The 24501-nt window shown below is 66.9% G+C and carries 19 protein-coding genes and 1 pseudogene; 6 read left to right on the forward strand and 14 right to left on the reverse strand.

Going from position 1 to position 24501, the window contains the following annotated elements; translation table 11 throughout:
- Nucleotides 1-10: 10 nt before the first annotated feature.
- The 11 genes from mobF to E0H50_RS14645 all read right to left on the reverse strand — a co-directional run bounded on the left by mobF (nucleotide 11) and on the right by E0H50_RS14645 (nucleotide 12566).
- Entirely contained in the window at nucleotides 11-4699 is a 4689-nt protein-coding gene (gene mobF, locus E0H50_RS14595; protein WP_131288293.1) for a MobF family relaxase, read from the reverse strand.
- A 307-nt stretch (nucleotides 4700-5006) separates the two neighbouring features.
- Nucleotides 5007-6773 (reverse strand): DUF2637 domain-containing protein, encoded by a 1767-nt coding sequence (locus tag E0H50_RS14600; protein ID WP_131288296.1) that lies wholly within the window; start codon nucleotides 6771-6773, stop codon nucleotides 5007-5009.
- Entirely contained in the window at nucleotides 6773-7492 is a 720-nt protein-coding gene (locus tag E0H50_RS14605; RefSeq protein WP_131288299.1) for a hypothetical protein, read from the reverse strand. Before E0H50_RS14605 ends, E0H50_RS14600 begins: the two co-directional genes overlap by 1 nt.
- Nucleotides 7489-7704 (reverse strand): hypothetical protein, encoded by a 216-nt coding sequence (locus tag E0H50_RS14610; RefSeq protein WP_131288302.1) that lies wholly within the window; start codon nucleotides 7702-7704, stop codon nucleotides 7489-7491. The genes E0H50_RS14605 and E0H50_RS14610 overlap by 4 nt, the downstream gene beginning before the upstream one ends.
- A complete protein-coding gene (locus E0H50_RS43415; RefSeq protein WP_202868134.1) occupies nucleotides 7701-8396 on the reverse strand; it encodes an RRQRL motif-containing zinc-binding protein in 696 nt (231 codons plus the stop codon). The genes E0H50_RS14610 and E0H50_RS43415 overlap by 4 nt, the downstream gene beginning before the upstream one ends.
- A complete protein-coding gene (locus tag E0H50_RS14620; RefSeq protein ID WP_131288305.1) occupies nucleotides 8393-8620 on the reverse strand; it encodes a hypothetical protein in 228 nt (75 codons plus the stop codon). The genes E0H50_RS43415 and E0H50_RS14620 overlap by 4 nt, the downstream gene beginning before the upstream one ends.
- Complete coding sequence (locus E0H50_RS14625; protein ID WP_131288306.1) at nucleotides 8620-11010, reverse strand: type IV secretory system conjugative DNA transfer family protein; 2391 nt, start codon at nucleotides 11008-11010, stop codon at nucleotides 8620-8622. Before E0H50_RS14625 ends, E0H50_RS14620 begins: the two co-directional genes overlap by 1 nt.
- On the reverse strand, nucleotides 11010-11252 hold the full coding sequence (locus E0H50_RS14630) for a hypothetical protein (RefSeq protein ID WP_131288309.1): 243 nt from the start codon (nucleotides 11250-11252) through the stop codon (nucleotides 11010-11012). The genes E0H50_RS14625 and E0H50_RS14630 overlap by 1 nt, the downstream gene beginning before the upstream one ends.
- Nucleotides 11249-11767: a Pycsar system effector family protein gene (locus E0H50_RS14635; protein ID WP_131288312.1), complete on the reverse strand. Its 519-nt coding sequence runs from the start codon at nucleotides 11765-11767 to the stop codon at nucleotides 11249-11251. The genes E0H50_RS14630 and E0H50_RS14635 overlap by 4 nt, the downstream gene beginning before the upstream one ends.
- Entirely contained in the window at nucleotides 11764-12162 is a 399-nt protein-coding gene (locus E0H50_RS14640; RefSeq protein ID WP_131288315.1) for a hypothetical protein, read from the reverse strand. The genes E0H50_RS14635 and E0H50_RS14640 overlap by 4 nt, the downstream gene beginning before the upstream one ends.
- 155 nt (nucleotides 12163-12317) lie before the next feature.
- A complete protein-coding gene (locus E0H50_RS14645) occupies nucleotides 12318-12566 on the reverse strand; it encodes a helix-turn-helix domain-containing protein (protein WP_202868135.1) in 249 nt (82 codons plus the stop codon).
- 116 nt (nucleotides 12567-12682) lie between these two features.
- Between E0H50_RS14645 and E0H50_RS14650 the strand changes: the two genes are divergently transcribed.
- The 5 genes from E0H50_RS14650 to E0H50_RS14670 all read left to right on the forward strand — a co-directional run bounded on the left by E0H50_RS14650 (nucleotide 12683) and on the right by E0H50_RS14670 (nucleotide 16569).
- Nucleotides 12683-13027 (forward strand): GntR family transcriptional regulator, encoded by a 345-nt coding sequence (locus tag E0H50_RS14650; protein WP_131288318.1) that lies wholly within the window; start codon nucleotides 12683-12685, stop codon nucleotides 13025-13027.
- A 143-nt stretch (nucleotides 13028-13170) separates the two neighbouring features.
- Nucleotides 13171-14466 carry an NsdA family TPR-like regulatory protein gene (locus tag E0H50_RS14655; RefSeq protein ID WP_131288321.1) on the forward strand — a complete coding sequence of 432 codons (1296 nt, stop codon included), beginning with the start codon at nucleotides 13171-13173 and terminating at the stop codon, nucleotides 14464-14466.
- Nucleotides 14467-15288 (forward strand): integrase, encoded by an 822-nt coding sequence (locus E0H50_RS14660; RefSeq protein WP_131288324.1) that lies wholly within the window; start codon nucleotides 14467-14469, stop codon nucleotides 15286-15288.
- Between the two features lie 253 nt (nucleotides 15289-15541).
- Entirely contained in the window at nucleotides 15542-16165 is a 624-nt protein-coding gene (locus E0H50_RS14665; RefSeq protein ID WP_131288328.1) for a hypothetical protein, read from the forward strand.
- A 149-nt stretch (nucleotides 16166-16314) separates the two neighbouring features.
- Nucleotides 16315-16569, forward strand: a complete 255-nt coding sequence (locus E0H50_RS14670; protein ID WP_131288331.1) for a hypothetical protein — start codon at nucleotides 16315-16317, stop codon at nucleotides 16567-16569.
- Nucleotides 16570-16893: 324 nt separating this feature from the next.
- Here E0H50_RS14670 and E0H50_RS14675 read toward each other — a convergent pair whose 3' ends face one another.
- Nucleotides 16894-17544 (reverse strand): hypothetical protein, encoded by a 651-nt coding sequence (locus E0H50_RS14675; protein ID WP_131288334.1) that lies wholly within the window; start codon nucleotides 17542-17544, stop codon nucleotides 16894-16896.
- Between the two features lie 290 nt (nucleotides 17545-17834).
- Between E0H50_RS14675 and E0H50_RS14680 the strand changes: the two genes are divergently transcribed.
- Nucleotides 17835-21929: a hypothetical protein gene (locus tag E0H50_RS14680; RefSeq protein WP_131288337.1), complete on the forward strand. Its 4095-nt coding sequence runs from the start codon at nucleotides 17835-17837 to the stop codon at nucleotides 21927-21929.
- 1350 nt (nucleotides 21930-23279) lie between these two features.
- Here E0H50_RS14680 and E0H50_RS14685 read toward each other — a convergent pair.
- Together E0H50_RS14685 and E0H50_RS14690 are read right to left on the reverse strand one after the other, a co-directional pair.
- Nucleotides 23280-24137: pseudogene (locus E0H50_RS14685) on the reverse strand (protein kinase domain-containing protein); the annotation flags it as partial.
- Nucleotides 24137-24430: a hypothetical protein gene (locus tag E0H50_RS14690; protein ID WP_131288343.1), complete on the reverse strand. Its 294-nt coding sequence runs from the start codon at nucleotides 24428-24430 to the stop codon at nucleotides 24137-24139. The gene E0H50_RS14690 and the pseudogene E0H50_RS14685, both read right to left, overlap by 1 nt.
- Nucleotides 24431-24501 lie beyond the last annotated feature (71 nt).

Below are 24501 nucleotides of genomic sequence, written 5' to 3' on the forward strand. Positions count from 1 at the left end.
GGGGTGGCTGTCAGACGAGGCCGACACCGTCGGCATCGTCCTGCTGCGACTGCTGGGTGTAGATGTCTTCGTGGTCCCGCTCGTGCCAGCGGGCGAGTTCGTCCTCGTACGACGCGACGTTCTCGAGGGCCGCACGCTCGGCGTCGAGGCGGTCGCGCTGGCGGACCTCGATCAGGGCGCGCTGGGCGCGGCGGACGGCCTCGGCGGTTTCCTCTGCGGACGGCACGCGCAGGTCTTCGGCCTCCAGCACCCGCTCCTCGGTGGCTGTCGCCTCGCGCAGGTCGATACGAGGTTCGGCACTGACCTGATTGGGGTCGGGCTGCTTGGCGTGGTCGTTGCCCTCAGCAAACGACGGCTCAGTCGTGTCCTCGATGGCCTTGGCCACGACCTCAGCCTCGACAATGTCTGCGTCGGGAATGGTCTCGGCCTCGGCAGTCGCGTCCTGCTCTTGCGCGCTGGGGAGCTGGTCGTCGACCAGTTCGGCCTCGATGAACTCGACGCCGGGCCGGGCGGTCGCGAGATCGCGTTCGCGAGCCTCGGCGACCTCTGCCAGGTCGTGCTCGTCGAGCACTGTCCAGTCGTCGTGCTCGCGTTCCGCCGCGAGCCACTCGGCGGCCGTGGTCCCCTCATCCTGGGCCTCTTGGCTCAGGTCGATTCCACGGTTCCTCAGCTCCTCCTTCGCGCGGTCGGCTGCGTCTTCGGTGGCGGCAGTGTGTGCGCGCCATTGAGCACGGGCCTCGTCGACCTCGGAGAGTTCGGCGACGAGCGCGTCGTGAGCCTTGGCCAGGGCGCGTGCGTCGTCGGCCTCGGTTCGTAGACGTTCGCGAGCGTCCGGATCCGCCGTAGCATCTGCCTCCGCATCGCGGAGAGCGGCCTGCTGGCGTGCTTTGTCGGCGGCCTGGCGGGTGGCGGCCAGTTCTTCGCCGACGTACGGCGGTGCCCAGTTCTGTTCGCGCTGGTAGGCGGCGACGCGGACGCGGAGTTGTCCGACGGTCATCTCGGCTTCGGCGCGCTGGTCGGCGGGGCGGCCGGCGGCGTCCCAGGCGGCGCGCCAGGCGGCGTAAGCCTCGGTCTGGCCGGCGTTCGGTGCGGCACCGATCGCGTCGGCGTCGGAGTCGTGCCCGGCCAGATCGCGGTATCCGGCGATCGCCGAGGCCCGGGCGATCCACGCCTCGCGTGCATCGGCGTCCTCGGTGGGGCATTCGCCGAGCTGCTCGACGATCCAGTCGGGCTGCTTTTCGGCGAGGTCGAACGCCAGGTCGCGGGCCGCGTTGTCGGCGTCGAGGGCGAGGCGTTGCAGGTACTCGACCCATTCCGGGTCGTCGACCGCAGGGAGGCGTTCGCTATAGGTGGCGCCCTTGGGGTCGAGCTGGGTGGTCTTCGTGATCCGGTCGTGGATCACGTTGGACAGCTCGCGGGCGTTCCCGAGGTCGCGGCGGGCGATGGCCTCGGTCAGCACGGCCTCGGGATCGTGTCCGGCGAGCTCGACCCGACGCAGCAGGGCGGTCAGCGTCGCGGCTCCTGCTTCGGCGGCGAGTTTGCTGCGCTGCTTCAGGGTGAGTAGTCCGTTCGCCGCGGCCTTGTCCAGCCAGGCCGCGGCGCGGCTGGCGGTTGCGAGGCTGATCGCATCGGCGAGCAGTTCGGCGGGCGTGCGGTGCCGGACGGCTTCAGCGGCGGCCTCGTCGCGGGCTTCGGTCGCCGACCGCTGCCGGCGCTCGTCGGCGGCCTCCAGGATCGCCGAGACCACCGCGCGCGGGGAGCGGTGCAGCGACCTCGCGGTGTCCCCGGTCTCGGCGTCGGACGGGGCAGAGCGGGTAACGACGTACAACATGTTGGTCAGTCGTCCACGGCTGGCCTGTACGTACAGCGAGTTCAACGAGGTGGAAGGAGTGACGACGCCGTAGCAGCTGTCGACGGTGAGGCCCTGGGCAGCGTGGACAGTGGACGCGTAGCCGAGCGCGACGTGCTCAGCCACGTACCGGGCGGGCAGAACCATGGTGTCGCCCGGTCGCGCAGCCTCTGTGTCGCCGTGTCCGAGTGGCTCGACACGCACGCTGCCGTCCGGCAGCACTTCTGTGACGCGGTACTGGGTGCGGTTGATGGCCGCGCGCTTGTTGCCGAGGTGGCCGGCGATCGCCCAGTCGTTGCGGCGGGCCTGGATGATGTCGCCGGCACCGGCGCGAGTTCCTTGCAGCCCGAGCTTGACGGTGGACGTGTCGTCGACCCTCCCGAGGCCGACCAGCCGGGCGCGTAACTGGGCCGCGACGCGGGCGGCCTGGTCGTTGGTGTCGACCAGCAGCAGCGAGTGCCGGCCGTTGAGCTGATCGGCCAGCCACGCGTCACCGGCGAGAGTCTCGGCGCGTTCGACGTTGCCGCCGTCGACGATCCGGCCGCGGCGGTGGTACTCGCCCAGCACGGACTCGTCCCCGGTCCGCAGCCGCAGTGACGCCGGGCCTTCCCACGGTTCGGCGAACCGTCGCGTCTCGGTCAGTTCGTGGGTGAGCGCCCGGCCCGCAACCAGGTCCATGCCGCCCCCGGCGCCGACCGCGGCGAGCTGGCGCTGATCGCCGACGAGGACGAGCTTGGCCTTGAACTCGTCGCACAGTGCCTGGATCTCGGCGAGATCCTGGGTGCTGGTCATACCCGACTCGTCGAGCACGACAAGATCGCCTTCCCGTACCAGCCAGTCGCCGTCGACGAAGTGCGTGGCTACGAGCTCGCGCTGTGCCTTGAGCCAGCGGGCGACATTGACCGCAGGTACGCCGTCGGCAGCCAGCACTTCGGTCGCGATCTGCGACGAGGCCAGCCCAATCACTCGGCGCTGTTCGCCGTGCCATAGGGACGGGTCGGCCCACGCCTTCGCGAGGGCGCCGACGACTCGGGACTTGCCGGTGCCGGCGGGTCCGACCAGCACTTCGGTCCTCGCGCCGGAGGTGAGGATGCCGCGCACGGCGGCGGCCTGGTCGTCGCCGAGCTCGAGGCCTGCCTTGGCGAGCTCCTTTACGAACGCGCTCGCCTGCTGCGTCGTGGTGGCCGGCGCGCCAGCCGGGTAGGTGGCGCGGGCGAGCTTGCGTTCGGCGTTCAGATGCCCCGGGGTCGCGTAGGTGGCGCGGCCGGGCGCCTCGTACGACGACTGCCCATTCGCGAGTCGCAGCTCGCTGGGCAGCTCCTGGCCGCCGGGCTTGGCGGTGCCGAGGTTCACGGCCCGGGCCAGGCCCTTGCGGGTGAGCCGTTCGAGCAGTTCGGTCACCTGCTCGGCGTCGACGCCGAGGGCGTCGGGCAGCGCGAGACTGATCGCGCGGGTCAGGTCCCCTTCGCGCCACTCGGCCTGCTTCTCCTGCACCGCGGCCAGTGCCGTCTGCAGCACGGCGTCCTCGTCCAGCTTGGCGGGGGTGACCTGGTGTTGCCGGTTCGAGAGCACCTTGTCGGCGACCGTGGCGAGTCCGCCGGCGACCTCGGCTCGTAGCTCGCGGTCCCACCGGTCCAGCCGCGCCGCGGCTGTCTCTCCGTCATGGGACTTCGCGCGCCGGGTCGCCTTGGTGGCGCGTTCCTGCATGCGCTCGAGTTCCAGCGCGTTCGGCTCGCGATCGAACCGCTGCCGGAACTCGGCGACGATCTTCGCGGTCTTCTTGGTGATCGCGACCCGCCGCGAGGAGAACAGATCCATGACACCCTGGTCGATCCCGACGATCTCGCGGGCCTCGCCGTCCGGGCGGAGCTTGAACTGGACACCGAGCGACTTCGTCAGGTGCTGTTCCATCACCTGTTCGCCGACGGCACCGGCCGCGGCCTTGTACTTGTACAAGCCCTGGCCGTCGAGCGTGCGCCACTTCCCGTCCGATCCCTGAACCCGGTTCAGGATCGCGTTGTGGATGTGAAGCTGCGGGTCGTGATCGCGGGAGTCGTGCTGGAAGAACGACGCCACGGTCAGGTCGTGCGCGTCGGCCCACCGGCCGGCGGCGCCGCCGTGATGCCCGACCCGGACGTATCCGGCCTTGTCCGACAGGTAGTCCAGGGCCGCATTGTTGCCCGCCCAGATCGCGGCCTCGACCGCTTCGCGGTGCTGCCGCCAGGTCGCGACCTCGGTCTGCGCGGCCTGCACCGCCTGCTCCAAACGGTGCAGCCTCCGCGACCCCGCACCGAACCGGAGCACCAACGACCGCACCCCTGCACCGCTCCGGGTGCCGCTCCACTTGGCGCGGACCAGTGCACTGCGGGCCTGTTCCAGTGCACCGAGCGCCTTGACCTCCTGGGCCTCGAACGCGGTGTGGAGCACCGTGACCGACTTCTGCACCGAAAACGTCGCGTCATGGAAGCTGACGTTCTTCTGTGCCTTCTTGCCCGCTTCGGTGCGGAGCTGCTCGCACCGCTCCGGAGTCGCTCCGGGCTCGGCGGCCAGAGCAGCCGCGTACCACTCGGCCTCGGTCCGGTAGGCCCGTCCGGTGTGCCCGAGCGTGTCGACCTCGTCCCACAACGCCGGGTCCTTGAACCGCTCGTCGCGCGGATCCAGGTACCGCTCGTACAGCGCGTTCATGTCCTGCGCGTCCACCTCGCCAAGCAGGCCGAGCGCAGCGGCGCCGCGGCCGTACCAGCGACCCGGCGGCTCACCGGCCGCGGTCGCGCCGGTGTAGTAGTTCTCCCGGCCGGCCGCGACCGCGCCGGTCAGGTAGTCGGCGCTGTGACCGGCGTGCACGCTCATCACGAGCGACCACCTGCGGTCCCCCGCACGACCTCGCCGCGGCGACGCATGACCCTCGCTACGGGCGCCCCGAGGGCGTCCAAGCCCCTGCGACGCAGGGGCACCGCAGCACCGCCAGGGGCGGCGCCGGAGGCCGCGCGAGCGGCCGTCAGCCCAACACGACAAGCGGAGTGAGGGCTCCACTTGATCGTGATGCAATGGTGTGTATCACCGTTCTTCATCCTGTAGCCGTCCTCGGACTGCTGCTGGATGCTGCTTTTCGCTGACGCTGATCTGAGGATCGCGTCGCGCTGATCGCTGGACTTCATCACTGCTTGCTCATTTCGAGTTCGTGAGCTTCGTTCGTGGGCTGGTGCGGTTCGGGGCTCGGTTCGTTGCTCTCGGCATCGGCTTGTGCCTGCCCGTCGTGGCCGTTGGCCACGGACTGGGAACCGCCGCCGTCTTCGGCGTCGCGCCACCCGGCCAGCGCCGCGAGCCGCGCGGCCTTCGGGAACCCGACACCCGCGACGCGGGTGATCTCGCGCAGCCCGAGCGGCTCGCCGCCGTGGTCGCGTCGAGACACCTCGACCAGCTCGGCCACGTAGCTGTCGTCCGACCGCTTCCCGCGACCCGCCGTGCACTTCCCCGCACCCCCACCCGCACCGCTGCCGAAACGGCTGACGGGACTGCTCTGCGCAGGCCGGTCAGTCTCGGCAACAGGTGCACTGATCAGTGATGCACCGCCGTCCCGCGCCGCCGGAGCGGCAACCGGTGCAGTGACCGGAGCGGTCTGCGGAGCAAGGCCCGGCAGGTGCACCGGTTCGCCTGCACCCATGCGGCTGCTCTGGTCATTGCCGGTGCGCTCCGGACTCGGTGCACCGGTGTGGGTGGCGCGGAGCAGTGCATCTGCTCCGTTGTCGTTGTGGAGCGGTGCGCCGTTCCAGGTGCTCTGCTCCGGCACGAGGTGCTCCGAGCGCGGGTTGCTCTGCTGGAGCAGGGCACCGAACACGTAGCCGACCATCAGCGGCCACGCCAACTCGCCGGCGTCCGCCGATTCCTCGACAACTTCGTCGGAGACCTCCGAGTCGGCCGCGTCGTCCGCGTCGAGGTCGGCCGGACGGATCTGGTCACGCCGAGCGGCAGCGAGCAGGTACAGCACGAGCCAAGCCGGGACCTGCTGCACGGCGGGCCGCTCGGCGTCCGGGTCGTCGGTGACCGGGAGGCCGAGCGCGGCGGAGTCGACGAGCGCGAGCAGTTCGCCCGCGGCGATACGGCGCGTGGTCGGCAGCAGGGCAGCGAGCTCGCCGGCGGTCAGCAGGCCGTCGCGGATCGTCTGCAACGCCGCCGAACGCGCGGCGCGGGCAGAGTCCAGCGGCAGGCCCCGGCGTGACGGGCAGACCGTGTTCAGCCGCGACGACATCCGCACGACCTGCTGCACCAGCGCCCGCGCCTCGATCGGGTCCTCGGCGCCGGTACGGGCCAGGTGCAACCAGACCCGCGTCGTGATAACCGGGGACGTGATCCAGGTCAGCGCCGACAACTTCGGTCGCGCGGGCTGGGAGAGCTTGAGGTGCAGGCGCAGCATGTGCGCGAGCATCTCGACCAGCACCGCGTACGCGAGCGGCGCGAGCGCGTGCGCGATCGCCACATCCGGCTTGCCGTTCGCGGCGTCGATGTTCAGCGCGACCGTGCCACCGATGAACAGGTACGTCGTGAACAGCGCGCCCGGGATCCGCCATCCCCGGGTGAGCGCGGCGAGCCGCAACGCGGTGCACGCGATGACCATGCCGTCGGCAACCAGCGGCACCAGCGGCGAGTCGAACTTGACCGACACCGCCCTGAACGACTGCACCCCGCCGATACCGGCGACCGCGAACGCGACGACGACCGCGGTCACGATCAGCACCCGCCGCCCCGACCAGTTGCCACGGGCAACCGAGCGGGAGGCGCGGTGGAGCATCCACCCGACCGCTGCGACCGCGGCCACCGCAAGGAGGCCGGTGACGAGCAGGATGATCCCGTTCGTGATCGGCAGCGGATCGCCGCCCGTGACTCCGTCGGTGATGCCATTGAGGAGGTCGGTGAAGCCGTTCATCAGTAGCCCCCGTCCTGCGGCACAGCGCTCAGGGTGGTCTGACCGCCGCGTCGCCCGGCCTTGATCTGGTCCCGGCTGGGCGCGGGACCGGTGTTGTCGCGGTCACTCGCCCACCAGGTGACGAAGGGGTCGAGATCGTCGAGCAGCGGCACCTCGGCCGCGAGCCGCTCGGCGTGCTCGAGGTGGTTCGTCAGGTCGCACGCGTCCGCGTATAGACCGACGCGGCGCATCACACCCGGCCGCTGCCGGTCGTGCCAATCCCCCACCAGCCGCAGCGACGCGTCCGGCCCGTAGAACGCAGCCGTCCAGGCGTCCATCAGCCACAGCAACTCCTCGACGACCTCGGGGTGCCACAGCCAGCACGGCGGCAAGGTGACCCGGGCGTCGCCGTAGCGCAGATAGACCGTCTGCATCCACGGCACCAGCTCGGACAGGACGCCCTGCACGGCGGCCTCGTCCTCGGCCAACCGGAGCCACGAACGCACGGCCTCGTCTTCGCTGCCGGGCTTCTTGGCCGCGGCGGCCGCGACCTGCTGGACCGTCTCGCTGAGGTGGGTCACCACGTCGGCGAGCTCCTTGACCGTGCCCTTCGACGCGGCCTGCCGCATTCCGCCCCGCAGCGCGTCCAGGTCGCGGGCGAGCTTCTCGACCGTGCGGGCCAGCGCCGACACGGCCTTCTGTACCGCGGCGTTAGGGTCGTCGTGATCGGTGTGCTTCATTCGCCGCCCTCCTGGGCGTAGTGGCGGATCGCGGACTCAAGGTCGGTCGGGTCGACCGCGACCTGTCCGGTCGGGAACCCGTGCTCGTCGTAAGCCGGTACGGCGTCGACGCCGAAGTTCTCGGCCAATGCGTGGCAGCTCTGCCGCGCGTACAACTCGTTGCCCGCAGCCCGGATCGGGTCCGCCGCTGTGGTGAGATTCGGGTTCGTCATGCGGCACCTGCTTCCATCACGTCGCCGCTGCCAGCGGCGTAGTAGTCGTCTCGTCCGGTGGCCTCAGCCACCTCGATCCCGTGTTTGTCGTCGCTGTGCCAGCGGGCGTTCTGCTCGTCCCTGCTGGCCTCAGCGCTGTGCGGCTCGGCGTTCGCCCGGTCCGCCTGCGCCCGCGCGTGGCCGGCGGCCTCGGCAGCGCGAGACAACGCCGGGGCCAACTCGTCGCCCTGGTCACCCAGGTCATCCGTTGCGGCGGCGCGGGCGGTCTCGGCTTGCCACTCGTGCAGGACCCGCCACGTCGCGGCGCGGTCGGTGTGGGGTGTGACACCGGCTGCGTGGCAGTCGCCGCACAGCTGGTCGGTCGTGCGCACGCAGTGGTCGACCGGTCCGCACTCGGCGCACACCTTGCGCGCCGCGAGCGCCTTCTCGACCGCGTCCCGTTGGGCGTCGCTCGGAGTCCGCTTCGGCTTGGCACGATCGTCGACGTACAGCCACGCGAAACGGCGTTCGCGTTGCCACACCAGTCGCGCAAACGGCTCCTGACCGCCCCGGCACAGGCCACGTTCGCGCAACTGCCGCCGCGTGGACAGGCCCGCCGGAGCGAGGCCGAAACCGAACTCCGGCAGGCCGTTGCGGACTCGACCCGGCCACTGCCGCCCGTCCCACAACTCGACCCATTCGACGGCGGTCATGCCGCACCATCGGGCCGGACGGCCTGATCCCACCGGCAGCCGTAGGGGCTATACCCGTCCTGGTCGCCGTTCGGCGTGCAGGTGCTGGCGTGCACCGGCTCGAACTCGGTGCCGCCGAGGTCATTGGCCGGGATCGGGAACTGGCACACAATGCAGATCGGGAACGGGAAGTCGTGCGGGATCACGACGGGTGCGAGCTGCACGGTGTCGGTGACCGTGTCCATCACTGCACCTCCTGGTCGACCGGCCGCTCGGCGCGGGCGGCCAGAGCCGCGCGGGCCTTACGGGTTGAGGTGTTGAGCCGTCGGCGGGCGACCAGTTCGCGGACCGGGTCCGCGGTTTCGAGCCACGTCAGCGCGGCGCTGAGACGACGCGACCTGTTCCGGCGTACCGGCTCGGAGTCGATGATCGTTCCGCCGGCGGCGACCTGGGCGTCGCCGGTGAGTGGCGCGAGCATCCATCCGAACCGGTCGAGCATCCACGCCCCGAACCGATCAACCGCGGCGGTCACGCCCGCGGTGGTGGCTCGTACGGCGGGCCGCTCCGCGCACCAGTGCGCGGCGGCGACGAGCTGCCCGACTACTCGGTCGACCTGCTCGGTGCGCCGTTCGAGGCGCACGTCCCAGCGGCGGTAGTGCATCCGGGCCTTGACGATCGCGGGCGGCATACCGTTGCTGATGACAAGCATCTGCCGCGCCCGCAGCTGCGACACCTGGCCCGGGTTGAGGACCTGGATCCGGCGGGTGGTCTCCGAGCGGGAACCGGTCGCCCGGTCCCGGGTGATCGCGGGCTCTTCGCGCTCCGCGGCCAGCGTCGACCAGTACTGCAGGTCGTCGGCGTCGCCGGTGCCGCCGAACACGATCTTCGTGGCCGTGTTCGTCAGCAGCGCACCGGTCGCGGCATCGCCGAACCGTTCCCGCATCTGGGCGCGGGACTGCGCGGCGATGTGCATGCATATCCCGCGGGACCCGAAGTCACCCGACCACCGGTCCAGCGGGATCAGGCAGATCAGCGCGGCCTCGTCGAGCACCATCGACAGGAACGGGTCGAGCCGACCGCCCGGCATCCCGGCGGCGAGGGCCTTGGCCTGACGGGCCAGGTCCGCGGTGAGCGCGGTGACCAGCGGAGCGGTCTTCGCGTCCTCGCCACCGATCAGGTACACCGTGCCGGTTTCGTCGAGCAGCTGCCGAACGTCGAACTGCTGCCCCCCGGCCGCTGCCGCCTTCGCGGCACTGGGCACGGACAGCCAGCTCAGCGCGGGCATGATCGACGTCGAGATACTCGACTGCGTGTTCGGGTTGTTCTCGAAGAACTGTGTCGCCTCTTGCACGAACCCCGCCGCCGCCGGACCCGCCGCCCTCAGCTCGTACAGCACCTCCCGCATCGCGTCCTTGGACGGGTGCGCGACCCACTGCTGAACGTCGTTCATCGAGTAGCTGCCGAGCGCGGCAGCATGCAGGAGCGACTGGAGGGTCTGCTTGGCGAACCCGTCCCACCGCTCACCCTGGCCGTCGTTCTTCGACCGGCCGATACCGTCGATCAGATCCGCAGCGCGGTCCATCGCGACCGCGGCGTTCTCGCAGCCGACCAGCGGGTTGAACCGCACATAGGTGACCTCGTCGGCCTCCAGGTCAGCGGCGAGCTTCGAGCCGGGCTGGATGACCCCGGACGGGTCGAACACCCACACCGGACCCCGCGCCAGACGGACCCGGTACGGCATCCACACCGGACCGCGCCGTGCCCGGCGTCGGTAGGTCAGGGCGAGTACGTCGAGCTTGGTCGACGTGGTGATCAACGCGCCCGGAGCGTCCAGGATCCAGTTGATCATCAACTGGGTCTTGCCCTTCCGCGGGCCGCCGAAGGTGATCGTGTGGTCCTCGGCCGAACTCCACACACCGACCAGCCCGACCCGGGCGATCCGCACACCCAGTTCCTTCAGCGCGATCGTGCGCCGCCGCCACCACGACACCTCAGCCAGCGACGGCCGAACCTGCGCGGCCTTCTTCCGCAGCACCCGAGCCGACGCCGCGCACCACACGTCCCACATCGACGCCAGACCATCGGTGTCACGCCCCGCGCGGCCCAGTCTGCGCAGCAAACCGCGCGAACTCGACCGCGCCATCACCAGCCGGCCCGCCGTCGCGGCCAGCACCAGAACCCCGCCCGCAATCAGCGTCCACCAGTACCGTTGCGCGCCGACGTCCGTGGGAAGGTCGCGCAGCAGGAAGCCGCCGAACAGCAGCACCGAGACGAACGTCAGCCCTGCACCGATCGCCCGATTCACCGCGACCAGCCCGATCGACAACACAACCAGCGCACCACCGGCGACCAGCCACGCGCCCAACGTGTCCTCGCCCCGCGCGAGAGCGACCGCGCCGGCCAGCACGATCCACAACGGGAACGACAGCACCACGCCCGTGCCGACCCGCCAGAACAGCAGCATCGTCGTCACGACACCAACCCCGCCAACAGCCGCCGTCCACGTCCCGGCCGTCACGGCCAACGGGGACGGCGCCCACATCGCCAGGCCGATCCCGCCAGCGGTCAACACCGCCGAGGCGGCACCGAACTTAGGAAGCACCACACCCTCACGCGCACTCGGACGCCTGTGCATCACTCCACCTCCTGGCTGCGCGGCGCGCGGACCTCGTCGACGAGGTCCTTCAGCGACATCTCCTTGCGGTCCAAGACCGCCAGCAGGTCCTCGTAGAACGAGGTCCCACGACCCCAGACACCGGCCTCATGCATCTGCCGTCGGGCCGCCACGTACGCGATCCCGTCCCGTGCCGCGAACATGCGAGCCGCCCGCCGGGCGTTCTTCTCGGCGTTCCGACGCTTCTGCTGCAGGGAGCTCATCGCAGAGCACCCCCAGCCAGAACCGCTCCTACCGCGAGCACAGCGCCGGCGCTGGCTGCTCTGAACGACGCCCGCACCAACCGGTGCTTGGTCGACGCGATCTCCGCCAGACGCTTCGACTGATGCGCGATCGCCACCCACGGCTTCGCGACCATGTAGGTGTCCCAGTCGGTGGGGACAACGTGGTCGAGCAGCTGCTCAACTGACCGCAGCCGCACCGCGCCGAAGTGCAAGAACTCCCCTGGCTCCAGCTCCTCACCCGGTGTGTGCATCCGAGGCGTCACCACGAGCATCGCGGCCACCAACGCGCTCGCCAGCGCAACCAGCGACAGCCCGAACAGCACCCGGGCCAGCAGCGGCGAACCATGTGCCTGCGACAACAGCGTCAACACCACCGCGGCCACCGCGGTCTCGACCGTTGCCGCGAAACCCGCCTTCGTGTCCGCCCGATCAACCGCCGCCGCGACCGAATCGTGCATCCGCCACGCCAGATCAACCGCGCTGCGCTCGTTCATCGAGCACCACCCGCCGCGGCGGCATCCACGATCCGGCGCTGTTCGGTCTGAACGTTGCCCTCGTAGGAGAGGGCGGCGCGGTAGGCGGCCATGCTGTCCGGCGTGATCGCGTGGGCCGTGACCTCGACAGGCCCCATCATCTTGGTCGCGGTGTACTGCGTGCCGCTCGCAGTCGTGCACGTCTCAACGCCCACCGCAGCGGCGACCTGATCCACCAAGTTTCGCCGGACGGTGTACTTGGCAGCCGCGTCCGCGTACGGGTCGTGGGCAGGGAAGAACACGGCTCGGACATCCGGCGCTGGCAGTTCCGGGTGATCGGCCACAAACGCGGCCAACTCGAACAACCCCCGAATAGCCGCCGCGTGATCTGACGGCAACTCCTCCAACATGCCCATCGAGGGCACCCACTCCGTGCTGCCCTGTACTGCGTCAGTCATGCTGTAGACCTCTCGAACTCGTTGGTGAGTGATGGGAGAACCGGCCCCGGATCGGTTGGCGCCCTGACGGGGCCGGTCTGCTTCGTCGCTGTGTGGGTCCGTGACCTGCGGCCTCATCCCGCGGCCTGCGCAGGCCGCCACTCGGCCGCGTCAACGACTCCCCCGCTGGCGATCGCCGCGGCCGCCATGTCGTCCAGCGCCTGGCTCGGAATGAACAACCGACGACCGACGCGTACAGCGGGGAACGACTTCGCCTGGATGACCCGGTAGAGAGTCATCTCGGACAGCCCAAGGACCTCTGCCGCATCGGCGACGCTGAGGAACTTCCGCGGCACCGGACTCGACGTGATCTCTTCACTCACTAGCTCTCTCCTTAACTAGAGTTTCCTAGGTTGACCTAGGTTAACCTAGGTCACTTGGTTATACAAGAGTTTGCTGAAGAACTGACCTAGCTACCTAGGTCGACTAGGGTTGAGGTATGCAGGTGGACAACGACGACCCGCGACCGCCGTACGCGCAGGTGGCCGACGGCCTACGGCGAGCGATCGAGACCGGCGAGCTGCCTGCCGGCACCAAGCTGCCGTCGGGTCGAGAGCTGGCCCAGCAGTGGGGCGTAGCCCTGATGACTCTCCAGAAGGCAGTGGACCAACTGCGTTCGGAGGGCCTCGTGTACAGCCAGCAGGGCCGCGGGGTGTTTGTCGCCGCAACGGATAAGCCACGTCAACTCAACGTTCTGGCCCTTCAAGAAATCGTTGACGACCTGAGCCGTCGGCTTGAAGCCGTCGAGCAGCGTCTGGGCATTGAGGGCAGCCGGCCCGATTAGCTGACGTCCCGCGCTCCCCGTTGCTCCTGTGTTCATGCGAACCAGTGAATACTGTTGGTGACTGGTGAGACCATGAACGTAACCTGCACTAGACCGCACTGAACCGCACTCGACTGCACGGCGCTGAGCAACTGGGGAGGCCGATGGTCACGGTGGTCGCCAGCTGGAACGGCGCGAAGGCGAGCGCGCTCCGAGTCGCACTCCGGCTGACCGTTGAAGAACTCGCGGGTCGCATCGGTGGCTCTCCGCGTGGTGTCGCCAAATGGGAACATGAGCCGAACCTTGTTCCGAGCATGGCGAGCCAGCGCGACCTCGACCACATCCTCACCACCGCCACTCCCGACGAACGTGCCCGCTTCGCGTTACTGATCGAAGACCAAGAGCGCGATGTGCCGATGCCCGGCACCTCATCGGGGGAGGCCGAATCAACACCGCGCAACCGCAGCCTTCCCGACTCTGAGATCAGTCGCGCGTCGGGCCTCATCGTGCCGCTGAACGGCAACAGACGGTCCTTGACCGCGCCGAGCAGCGAAACGTTGACCTGGTTTGAGCAGAACCTCCGCAACCAATACACCGCCGACAATCTGCTTGGCCCTCGCGCGCTCATGCCGTTGATGCGGTCCTACGTTGAGACGATCGAGCAAATGCAGGAGAAGGCGTCTGGAACGGTCCTGGACCGACTCTTGCGCGTCGGCGCCGGCTACGCCGAGTTCACCGGTTGGCTGCACCATGACGCAGGAGACCTCCGCGGCGCGGCGGCCTGGGCGACTCGTGCGCTCGAGTGGGCGCAGGGCGGCCAGGATGAACGGATGACCTCGTTCGTGCTGATGCGACGAGCAGCCGCCGCACTCACAGCACGGAACGGCGCGTACGCCGCTCGGTTCGCCCAGGCGGCACAGCGCTTCGAGTCCCCAGAAACAGGTCGGGTACGCATCATCGCCGCTGTCACCGAGGCGCACGGCCACGCGATCTCGGGCGACGGAAGTGAGGTCGACCGCGTTTTCGATGCCGCCGATGCGCTCCTGGAGCGGTACGGCGATGAGATCACCGACGGAGACCCCACAGCTGATCGGTACTGCGAGCCAGCGCTCTACGTGAAGATCGCGCGCGCCAAATGCGCGCTCGAACTCGGCCGCGCCGGCGATGCGGTGGAAGCCTTCACTGATGTCCTCGCGAATCTTCCGCCGGACTACCACCGAGACCGCGGGCAATACCTTGGGTCGCTTGCCCGCGCGCACATCCTCGCGGAACAGCCTGAGGCCGCGACCGTGGCCGCGGAGGAGGCATACAGCATCGCCATAGCAACGGGCTCAACCCGTACTCTGTCAGATCTGCGCGGCAGCATGCCGGGCGGTCTGGCTCGGTGGTCTCACATACCCGAGGTGGAGCGTTTCTGTGCCATGCTCGCTGCGGTTCAACCAGAGATTGGCGGTCACTGAGTGTTCTCACTAGCCACAGATGCAGCCCCTGGTCGCCCGAACGAGGACTTCGTTGTCGCGACGCCCGACCTCGCCATCGTTGTCGACGGTGCCGGCGTTCCGATGGGGGGTTGCCAGCACGGGGTGGCTTGGTATGCCCAGCAACTCGGAGCCCGAACGCTCATCGCGTTGGCCGGCCGCCCAGACGTTCCGCTACGCGACGGTCTCCACGAGGCACTCGCTGCGGTTGCTGAGTCTCACGCCGACACCTGCGATCTGACCGATCCTGGTACGCCGTGCGCTGCCGTCGGGATCTTGCGAGTCGGCGACCACACAGTTGAGACGCTCGCTTTGTCGGACGTGACGGTCGTGGTCGAGACCAAGGAAGGGCCGCAGGTCACTTGCGATCTCCGTATCGAGGAGATCGCCGGCACCGAGCCTGACGCCGTTTCGGGCCTCACGTTCGACACTCCCGAGCATAGGTCCGCGCTAGCCTCGCTCGTTCGTACGCAGACGGAGACCCGCAACCGGAATGACGGTTGGTGGGTGGCTGCGGCTGAGCCCGAAGCCGCCTGCCACGCAATCGTCGACACCTACTCGCGCGCCGCGGTCCGTCGCCTCGCGATCTTCTCGGACGGAGCGACTCGACCAGTCGATCAGATGGGCGTCTACGCCTGGCCCGAGTACTTGGACTTGCTCGACAAAGTCGGGCCTGCAAGCCTGATCGCCCACGTACGCGAGATCGAGGAAGCTGACCCAGACGGTGCTCGATACCCGCGGACGAAGCGGCATGACGACGCCACGCTGGCCAACTGGTGCGAGCGATTCGTCAGCTCGGACTGACAGTCGTCGCGGCGGGGCCAGCTAGTGAGTTGAGGACGCGAGTTCGCCACCGGTAGACCCTCGGATCCGTAGGAGCCTGCACACGCGCAGGTTTGGCTTCACGTAGCTGCGCTCTCCTGAGGGCAACTGGCTGACGTGTGCTCGTTGGGGTCGGACTGGGGTCAGTAGGAGCGGCCCACTGCCGCTGGTTGCCACATGCGCTTGGGCCGAGCCAGGCTGGCCCCGGACAACCTTTGGGGGAACTGTGGATCCTGTGCTTCCAGAAGACAGCGAACGGGTACGCGCGCTGAACCCGTATGAACGCATCACACTGGAAATTGGGCGGGTCGCGCGCGAGCACGTTCGTATGGACGTCGGCCTACGGCACATCTACCGCCAGCTGGTAGCCCCGAGTCCCGCGGTGCTCTTGACAGCGAACATCACGAGCACCTATCAGGTCATCAACGACATTCGGCTCATGATCGTCATGAGCGCTCCCTTTGAAGATCCAGCTGTTGCTAACGCAGCGATCGAGATCCTCGACACGGCGAAGGTAGTGAACGCCGATCGAAATCGCGTGGTCCACGACATGTGGATTCCTATGCCCAGTGCCACCGAGCCGCGGTCTGTTGAGTGGCTCACGAAGCGGCTGGTCAGGGGCGAGGTCGACTTGGTCGAGCAGGGTCCGAAAGACCTGGTCTACGCCAGAGGCGTGTGGGATCACCTTCGACGAGTCACCAAGAGACTCGACGCTCTTGCGTGGTTCCTGCAGACTGTCTTGCCCATCTACGACGAGTTCGACTGGGACGAAACGCAGTTGCCAATGTGGACCGCGATGTTGGAGGGGCGCTTCGACCTCCTGAACCCCGATGGCGTCAGCTTGCGCCCTCCGAGGTAGGGACCAGACGCCACACCTGCCCCCTGCGGTGACCTGCTCCCCAGTACCCAGGAGAGGCAGGTTGAGGAGGGGCGTTGGGTCAGACTGGGGTCAGAACTTAGCTCCCGTTCCGCGACTGCCTTTGTGGCCCGTAGGGTGGAGGAGACAGAGTGTCAGCCTTGGAATTCGCGTCGGCAGTGATCCGGGCACTTGCATGGCCACTAGCTGCTCTCGGTATCGCGCTGCTGTTCCGGTCCAAGATCTTGCAGTTGCTTTCGCCTGCGATGAGGCGGCTGATCGAGGGTCTTGCTGTCCTTAGGAATCTTGCAGCTCACACCGACACCGAGACGAGTTTGGATCGTGCGGCTGAGTACTTGGCGATGACCGAAAGCGTGCTTTACGCGATCGAGAATCCTCCGAAATAGGGTTGGCGCGCTGAGCCTGTCGGCCGACCGTGGCGTCGGCAGCCCCGGCCGCTAGGCTGCACGTCATGGCAGACGCCATCAGCACGATCTCCGTTGAGGTGGCTGGGCCCGCCTACTCAAGTTGTCTATCGGTCACGCGCCGATGGTGTTACCTGGGACGCAGAGAACGCACTGCCGCAGTTGAGTCCCGCAGCTGATGCCAGAGTCGGCAGCGCTGCCGTCAGACGTTGGCTCGGTCAACCTGGCGCAGTCGAACGGAATCGCACCGGGCTCCTCGGGCCGCCACCCGGCGTTCCCATGGAGATCCACTTGGGCAACTCGTCGTCAGCGAGCGACGGCCGATGGGCCTTCGAGACCTTCGCGCAGTAGGGCGAGGTGTTTGGCGTAGGACCGGAGCGCACCAACAGAACAGATCCCCACAAAGAGGTATGCACTGCCGACAGTCAGGACCGCAGCGTGCCCATGCGGGATCGTCCATGCGCGGCTCAACATGACCACAATGTGGCCGCCGACAATGAAGCCCGCCCCCACATACTGGATAGTCAAGACTGACTTGGCGAAGCCGTTGCTCTGGCTCAGGTTGGCGAGTGGTTCTACTGCCTCCATGCCGACCAGAGCTTGCTCGGCGGTCGAGAGGCCGGTGCGAGTTGCCTGACTGTGGGTCCGTGCACCGTGTAGCCGTCTCTCGAGTCGGCGCGCAGAGATGACCTTGGAAGCGAGCATGGCCAGGATCGTCATCCAGTAATTGCTCAAGAGGACGACGGGCAGCGGCACTAAGGACAGAACCCAACCGTCGACATGTGCTGAATCTCCAGGCAAGAGCGCGATCGTGGCCGCGATGTAGGCGACTGACATCGCCAGAATATTCGTTGTGGTCGACTCAAAGCCAACGAGTTCGGCCCGATCTGCGGAATAAAGAGCCGCGAGCGCCTCGACCTCTTGCGGGTCTGGCGCCGTCGGAGCGGAATTGCTCATGGATCCCCCCTGGGCCGACACAATCCGGCATCACTTGGCTATCGCGCCAGCCGGGCATGGTGTTACGCCGAATATTTGGAGGCAGCAATCTCATCTCGTCGCTACGAAGGGGGACATGAGAACCATGGACCCGTCCAGCGCGGGGTCGAACAAGTCCCGCGGGGTGTGGAGTTCGTCGGCTCTGCCGCTACGGTTCAAGCAGGCGCCGCTCGCGGTATCGCGGGGACGCCTCGAAGCCCGCGACCCTCGCTGACGCGCCACGTAAGGCGCGTAGACTGCATGATGATCAGGTGGCACGCAAGAAGTCATCTCAGCGGCGAGCGCCTCGGCGGGCGAATGAGGCCAAGGCCGCGCAGCGGATTCTGCCCATCGACCGGGATTCCGACGCATCAGGGATCATACCTCCTCCCTCGCCCGCGGCCGACCATACAGATGTGTCCGCACTGTGGAGCGATACACGAGCGGGGGCTCGTGCTGGTCGCGGCTTTCACTACCAGGACGCAGTTGGCGCATGGCTATGCGGCCAGGTGCTCGCCGGCGCGCTGGCGATAGTCCGCATTATTCCCGAGGGCTGGGAGGATCTGTCCTGCGAAGGCAATGCGCCATGGCACGTTCAGGTGAAATCGCGACAGGAGCGTATAGGCGATTTTCGGCCTTCGGAGGTCGCGACACACCTACTCGACATGGGTGAGAAGCACTCACGGAGGGAAGAGGCTGGCCTAGACGGTCAGTCCGTTCTGGTGCTTGAGCGACCTGTGAATGGAGAATCGTTCGACGATTGGGGGACGGCGGTTGATGATGCCCTGCCGTCCGATCATCCGATCTTGCTGGCTGTGCAAGTGGCGGGGCGCCGGCGGGGGCTAACTGAAGATCAGATTCTCTCGATTCGCCGCGGCGTGAGTCTTTTCGTCTTGCCATGGCGGGCCGCGGCAGAACGGACACGCGACGCTGTGGCTAACCAGTTTGGGTTGTTGCCCGCTGCCTCCGAGTCCGTTGTGCTCGCGTTGCGAGATGAGATTGCGAGATGCGCTGACCGCAACGCGGCCGAAGGCTGGGCGACTCGCGAGGGCCCGGATCGGACTCGCATACAGCGGGTTGCCGAGACTTCGGCTTCCCTCATAGATCGCGCGTCCATGGAGGAGGCGTTGGCGAACGGCGTGTGTGAGCCTGTCAACTTTGACCAGCCTCTATCGGATGCAAGCTTCTACGAAGGGGTGGAGGTTCAACCGGGCCACCTTGCGGCCGGCCTTCCCTCGCCCCGCCCGGATCTAACTGGACAGGTGGTCAGGGCTCTCGATAGCGGGGCCACTGTCCTGCTCACCGGGCCTTCTGGTGTCGGAAAGTCGGCAGTGATGTGGGCGGGTGCGTACTCGACACGACACATCCTCTGGTACCGAATTCGGCGGCTGCACGAAGGCGACGTCGCGGCGGTCGTGCGTCTCGCGAAGGCTATGAACCCCTCACTTCGGACACCTATCGGGTTCGTAGTCGATGGCGTCGGCGTTGGCGCATTCCAGGCCTGGGACGCGCTGGTGCGCGAACTAGCAGTAGTCCCGGGCGCGGTGCTGCTCGGTTCCGCGCGGACCGAGGACCTGCTCACGCTGAGGACCTTGGCGAGTTGCACAACGATCACGGTCGCACTCGATGAGGCCGTGGCAGAACGAATCCACGCCGCGCTGCTCACATCTGGTCAGACATCAGCGCCGCATTGGCGCGAGTCCTATGACGTCGCCGCAGGCCTAACGCTTGAGTACACGTACCTGCTCACGCGAGGCCGGCGGCTTGGTGACGTGATACGCGAGCAAGTCAATCGGCGCGTTGTCGAGCATCGCGATCTCGAACTACAAGTCCTAGCTCTAACGTCCGTAGCTCACCAGTGGGGAGCGGATCTACCACTACGGTCCGTCCAAGATCAACTTGGTGCAGACGACGCGTCGTTCCGAGTCGCCCTGAGCCGTCTTGACGCGGAGCACTTGGTGCAGGTGCGCGGCACTCGCCTCACCGGACTCCACCAACTCCGCTCCACAGCGCTTGCAAGATCCGTGCATGCGGCTCCCCCTCCGCCTCTTGCCGAGAGCGTGTCCGCCGTCATCGACCTACTCGACGACGATCAGCTCCAGCTCTTCGTGAGCGGTGCACTCGGCGCGCAGCGCGACTTGGATGACATCGTCCTCGACCGCGTGGCCGCGGAACTGGGCCGCAGGCGGAATCCCGTCGCTTGGACGGCCGTTCTCCAGGCGCTGCGTGTGGTGGACTTTCAGAGGCAGGCGGTTGTCTGGGCGACAATCCTCGACCGTCACGGCGTGGTGCCCGCCGACCGACCGATCACCCTTCAGTTGGCGATGCTGGATTCAGACGTGCTGCCGATTTTCAAGACAGAGATCATCGCAGCTGTCGAGGAGATCCGATCTTCCGCTGATGGCTCGTCGCCGCTTCGTGACGCGTTACTATCTGAGATTGGGTCGGCGGAGATTTCAGCTGTGCTCGAGTCCAGCCCCGACGCATCGACCGCGTCCCGATTTCTGGCTGTTCTCGCGGGCACTGGCCTCGACCGCATCGCCATAGCTTCTCCTACCGGTAACGCTTCGCCACTGGGCCAGTTGCTGATACAAGCACCTGCCCAGATCTTTGGCGACCTCGTCAGCGCTGCCGGGGCTGTGCACGCGTCACTGGCACATCGATTTGTAGACCACGCCGGCGGCCAGGACGCAGTGTTTGCGAAGTTGCGAGCGCATTCACCGTGGCTTGTCGAGGTCGCTGTCAAGGACCACGTAGATCCGCCGATCGCTTACGCCCGCCTGATGCATGTGTCCGACCGAGCTGAGGCCGACATCGACAAGTCCACCCGCGATTTCGGCCGAATCCTGCTGCGCTGCGTCCCGCAATGCGGCAGCGTCGATGTCCAGGCCGTCTTGGCTGGAAATGTGCCATTGCAATTCGGTGACCACACCAGCGCAGTGTCCAAGCTGCAACGGCGAAACGATCATCCGCCGACAGAGGTGGCCTGGAACACCCTTCGATCACAAGTCGCAGCCGCGGCCATGGGTTCGATCGACCCGACGACGCGGGTCAGCGTTGCCCACACTCTTGTCGGCGAGGTTCATCAGTACCTGAGAGACCTGACCCGCGCCTGGAGTGTGTCTCAAGGACGTCCACGTGACGCCATCCAGTTAGAAGCGCAGCGTACTCATCTCCGCGAGCAGGCCGACGCCTTAACCCTCCCTTTGGATCGCAGTGATCTGTTCGCAACTCCCGCAGACCAGGCCATCAATGGGATCTCAAACGATCACCTTCACAGTCTCGTTCAAGGGGTCGGCGACAAGCTCACGTCACGGATTCACTCCGCCGAGCGCGAGTGGGCCTCAATAGCCGCATACACCGGAGATACCCTCCGCAGCAGCGTTCAGGATGTCCTCGGCGGCGAGCGTTGGGAGCTGATGGATAGAACGGCTCCCGCGGAGCTCGCCGACCTCGACCGGATCTTGAATGACCTGCACGCGATCCTTGCCGAACTGGCATGGGGGGCCTTGACGCCGGCACAGATCGTGTCGACAGCCCGGTCCGGACCATATGACGAGGCGCTGACGCGAGTCGCGCAGCGGGCGCGATCAGCAGCTGAGACAAGAGCCGCCGATCTACTCGACGCATTCCAAGCTTCCGCACACGCGGCTGGTCTGTCAGTGCAGGTCTTCACCCAACCTCTACTCGACCCAGAGGCCGTCGAGTGGCCCCCTATACAAGTCGCGGTGGGGCTACATGCCGCAAGCGTGCCCGAGGCCTTGGAAGCGATAGCCGCCGCGAGCGACCTCCTGATGACGCCCGGCACTCGACCAGCCGACACTGTCCCCGTGTTGCTTGTGCCCATGTTCCGTGGTCGTCCGATTCGCCACCTGGCCCGCCAAGTCATAACCAGCATCTGGCCAGCGGCCGAATTGTTCGACTCCTGGGCCGTTAGCCTTCCCAGCGAGTGTCTCACCCCACTGACTGATGCCGTGATTCAAGCGCATCAAGCCTTGCAAGGCCTATCTGGCCTCGCTGCCCTTGGTCGATTGAGGGACATTCAGCCAGTACACCAGCAACTTGCCGACGACGAGGCCGCACGGTACCAAGCCGCGCACGCCGAGATCACTACGCTCGAGGCCCCGGACATCGTCGTCGCCGAAATCATCGACTATCTCGCTTCCTTGGCGACGCGCGTGCAGACGGAACTAGAGGAGGGGCCTCCAAACGGCCAGGAGCAAGACACCCTCGCCGCCCAGATAGCAGCCCTGGTTGCAGGCGTCACGACCGAAGCCGGGACCGCGCTTGAGAGTCTCACCATAGTCAGCCTTCAATGGGATCTCGACCCACCAACCGCCGCTGAATTGTTAGCTCAATTGGGATAGGCGTGACGAATAGTGCGCCTCGTCCGGCGGTCGTGCCCCGCAGCTCACGAGTGGCACGAGCCCTCCGGCCCGTCTGACCTGGCGGCCAGGTCAGGGACCGGTTATTACCCCAAAGGCGGATCGTCCTAGCAGGACTCCCGAGCACCCCCTGATAGTGGCAGAGGCGAGTACCGGAGGGCAGCTAGCCCACGGCTGGTCCAGATCGGCTCGAGCTCTCGGGCTTCTGCAAGGCCTAGCCGTGCGGAGCCGTGCTCGTGCCATGGTTCGTGCCATGAACTGCCGTCAAATGGAGTTGCCAGAGCTGGTCAGAGGTGGCGAATGCCGGACTCCTGCAGACAGAAGTTGGCGGGTGTGGCGAGTGGCGTGGCACTCATAATCCTTTGGGCCACAAGCCGAGTCAGTGATCGCCCATGTCGGCGACAGCACTGTACGGCAGTCATGTCCCGGTGGCGGGTGGTCACACCGAGAACCCCAGCCGTCACTCCTCGAGCTCATGGATCAATGGCATCAACTGGTCTCGCAGTCTAGTCAGCTTCTCGACTGGGAAGTGCCGAGCGTAATGACGAGTGAGAGCGTCGACCCGGCTCTCCCCGGGTGCGAACGCCATTCCGGCGGCATCCGCGGCCTCTCGTAGTCGAGCGTTAATCCAGGCCAGACTCGACCGGCCACACCAGACGGCGCATCCGCGTCGCAGGGCCTCGGTTCTATTGACGACCTTCCCTGTCCTGCGATCTCGGGGAGTCAGTTCAGGGAAACGCCAGAAGGCATTGGTCAACGCCATCACGTCGATCCAGGTCGGTTCACTGCCGGCCGCGACGGCACTGACCGTCCAAGTCGACGTGCTGTCGCGGGCGCTTCGAGGACCGGTCCGCTGCATGACAGGGTCGTTGCCGGGGACGACAAGACTTGCGGTCAGTAGCACCCCCGGAATACCCAGCTTGATTGAGTACTCCCCGGGACCGATCTGAAGCGTCGGCGCGTTACGGCCTAGCGAATGGACAGCCGAGCGGCGTTCGTTCTCGATCGTAAGTATGCCCAAACCTCGCTGCCCCGAGATGACCCGGACGACCCCCTCTGTCCGTTTCAATATCAACGCTCGTGAGCTGAGCTGGCGTTCGCTTCTTAGGCTGACTGTACATAGTGGATGTCTGCCGAATAGCCAGATGTCGCCAACCTCAAGGGTCGCTTGTCCACGGAGGTTGTGCCTGGTGACGACCCAGTCGAGCACGGCCGGCGAGTCGGCTGCATTGCTGACACTCTGCTGCCGAATGCTCATGGTTCACCCGGATCCCACGACTCGACCTCGTCTGCGGTAGGAATTCTCGGCCCATCTAGGCCTCTGTGCATACTCGCCACAACGCTCGCACCCGCACGGACCAGGTCAACCTCTGATTTCATTGCGCGGGCGGTTTGGTATCGGCGGTCTGCGTTCTTGGCCATTGCTCTGGCAAGGACGGCATCGTGAGCTTGGTTGAGATCCAACGCCAGAGTGGAGGGTGGTGGCGGCTCCTCCTTGATGTGTTGATACACCACAGATGCAAGAGAGTCGCCGATGAACGGTGGACGCCCTGTGAGCATTTCGTAGAGCAGGCAACCAGTGGAGTAGAGGTCTGACCTAGCGTCAACTGTCTCACCGCGGGCCTGTTCAGGTGACATGTAGGCCGCCGTGCCAATGATCGCGGCGGTCTGCGTCAACGTCGTCGACGTGTCCGCGGCCGCTCGGGCGATGCCGAAATCCACCACCTTGACCTGCCCGGACTGGTTCAGCATGACGTTGCCGGGCTTGATGTCGCGATGCACGATGCCCGCACGGTGGCTGTAGTCGAGCGCCTCCAGCACGCTGCTGACGATCCCCAGGGTTCGCTCGGCCGTGAGCTTGGGGCCGTCCCGCAGAACATCCCGAAGAGTCCTGCCGTCGACGTACTCCATCACGATGTACGGAACTGAGATGCCGATGCCGTTCCGGTCCGCTTCCTCGCCGGTGTCGTAGACGGCGACGATGGACGGGTGGTTCAGAGAGGCGGCTGACTGTGCCTCGCGGCGGAACCTGGCTTGAAGGGTCGGATCATTAGCCAGGTCGACCCGCAGCCGCTTGATCGCGACGGTGCGACGAAGCCGGTTGTCGATGCCCTCTCGCACTTCGGCCATGCCACCCCGCCCGAGTATTCCCCCCTCTTCATACCGACCGGCGAGGATGCGCCGCGGCATTACGCAGGCTCCTTTCCCAACGCGGCCGGCTCAGCCGGCGGCCGATCCGTACGCTCATCTGATGGCCTCTCCTCCATCTCGCAACCCGCGACGCCTGTGAAGACGACGCTCACAAACGCGGCACCCTCGAGACGAGCCAGTTCGAGCGCGAGGGTCGCCCGGATCTTCTCCAGCGCCAATCGGTAAACCATCCATGCGGCTGCGAGTGCCAGAACAGCCCATGGCGAACCATGGACCCTTCCCAGCTCGCCGACGATCTCGGTCCACGAGATGCCTTCAGCAGCGATGCTCATGCCCAGCTCCTTGACCCCGCAAGCCACGGACGCCGTTGATCGGTCCGTCCTACAGCAGAGTGTCGGATGCT

The sequence above is a fragment of the Kribbella sindirgiensis genome, assembly GCF_004331435.1.
GTDB lineage: Bacteria > Actinomycetota > Actinomycetes > Propionibacteriales > Kribbellaceae > Kribbella > Kribbella sindirgiensis.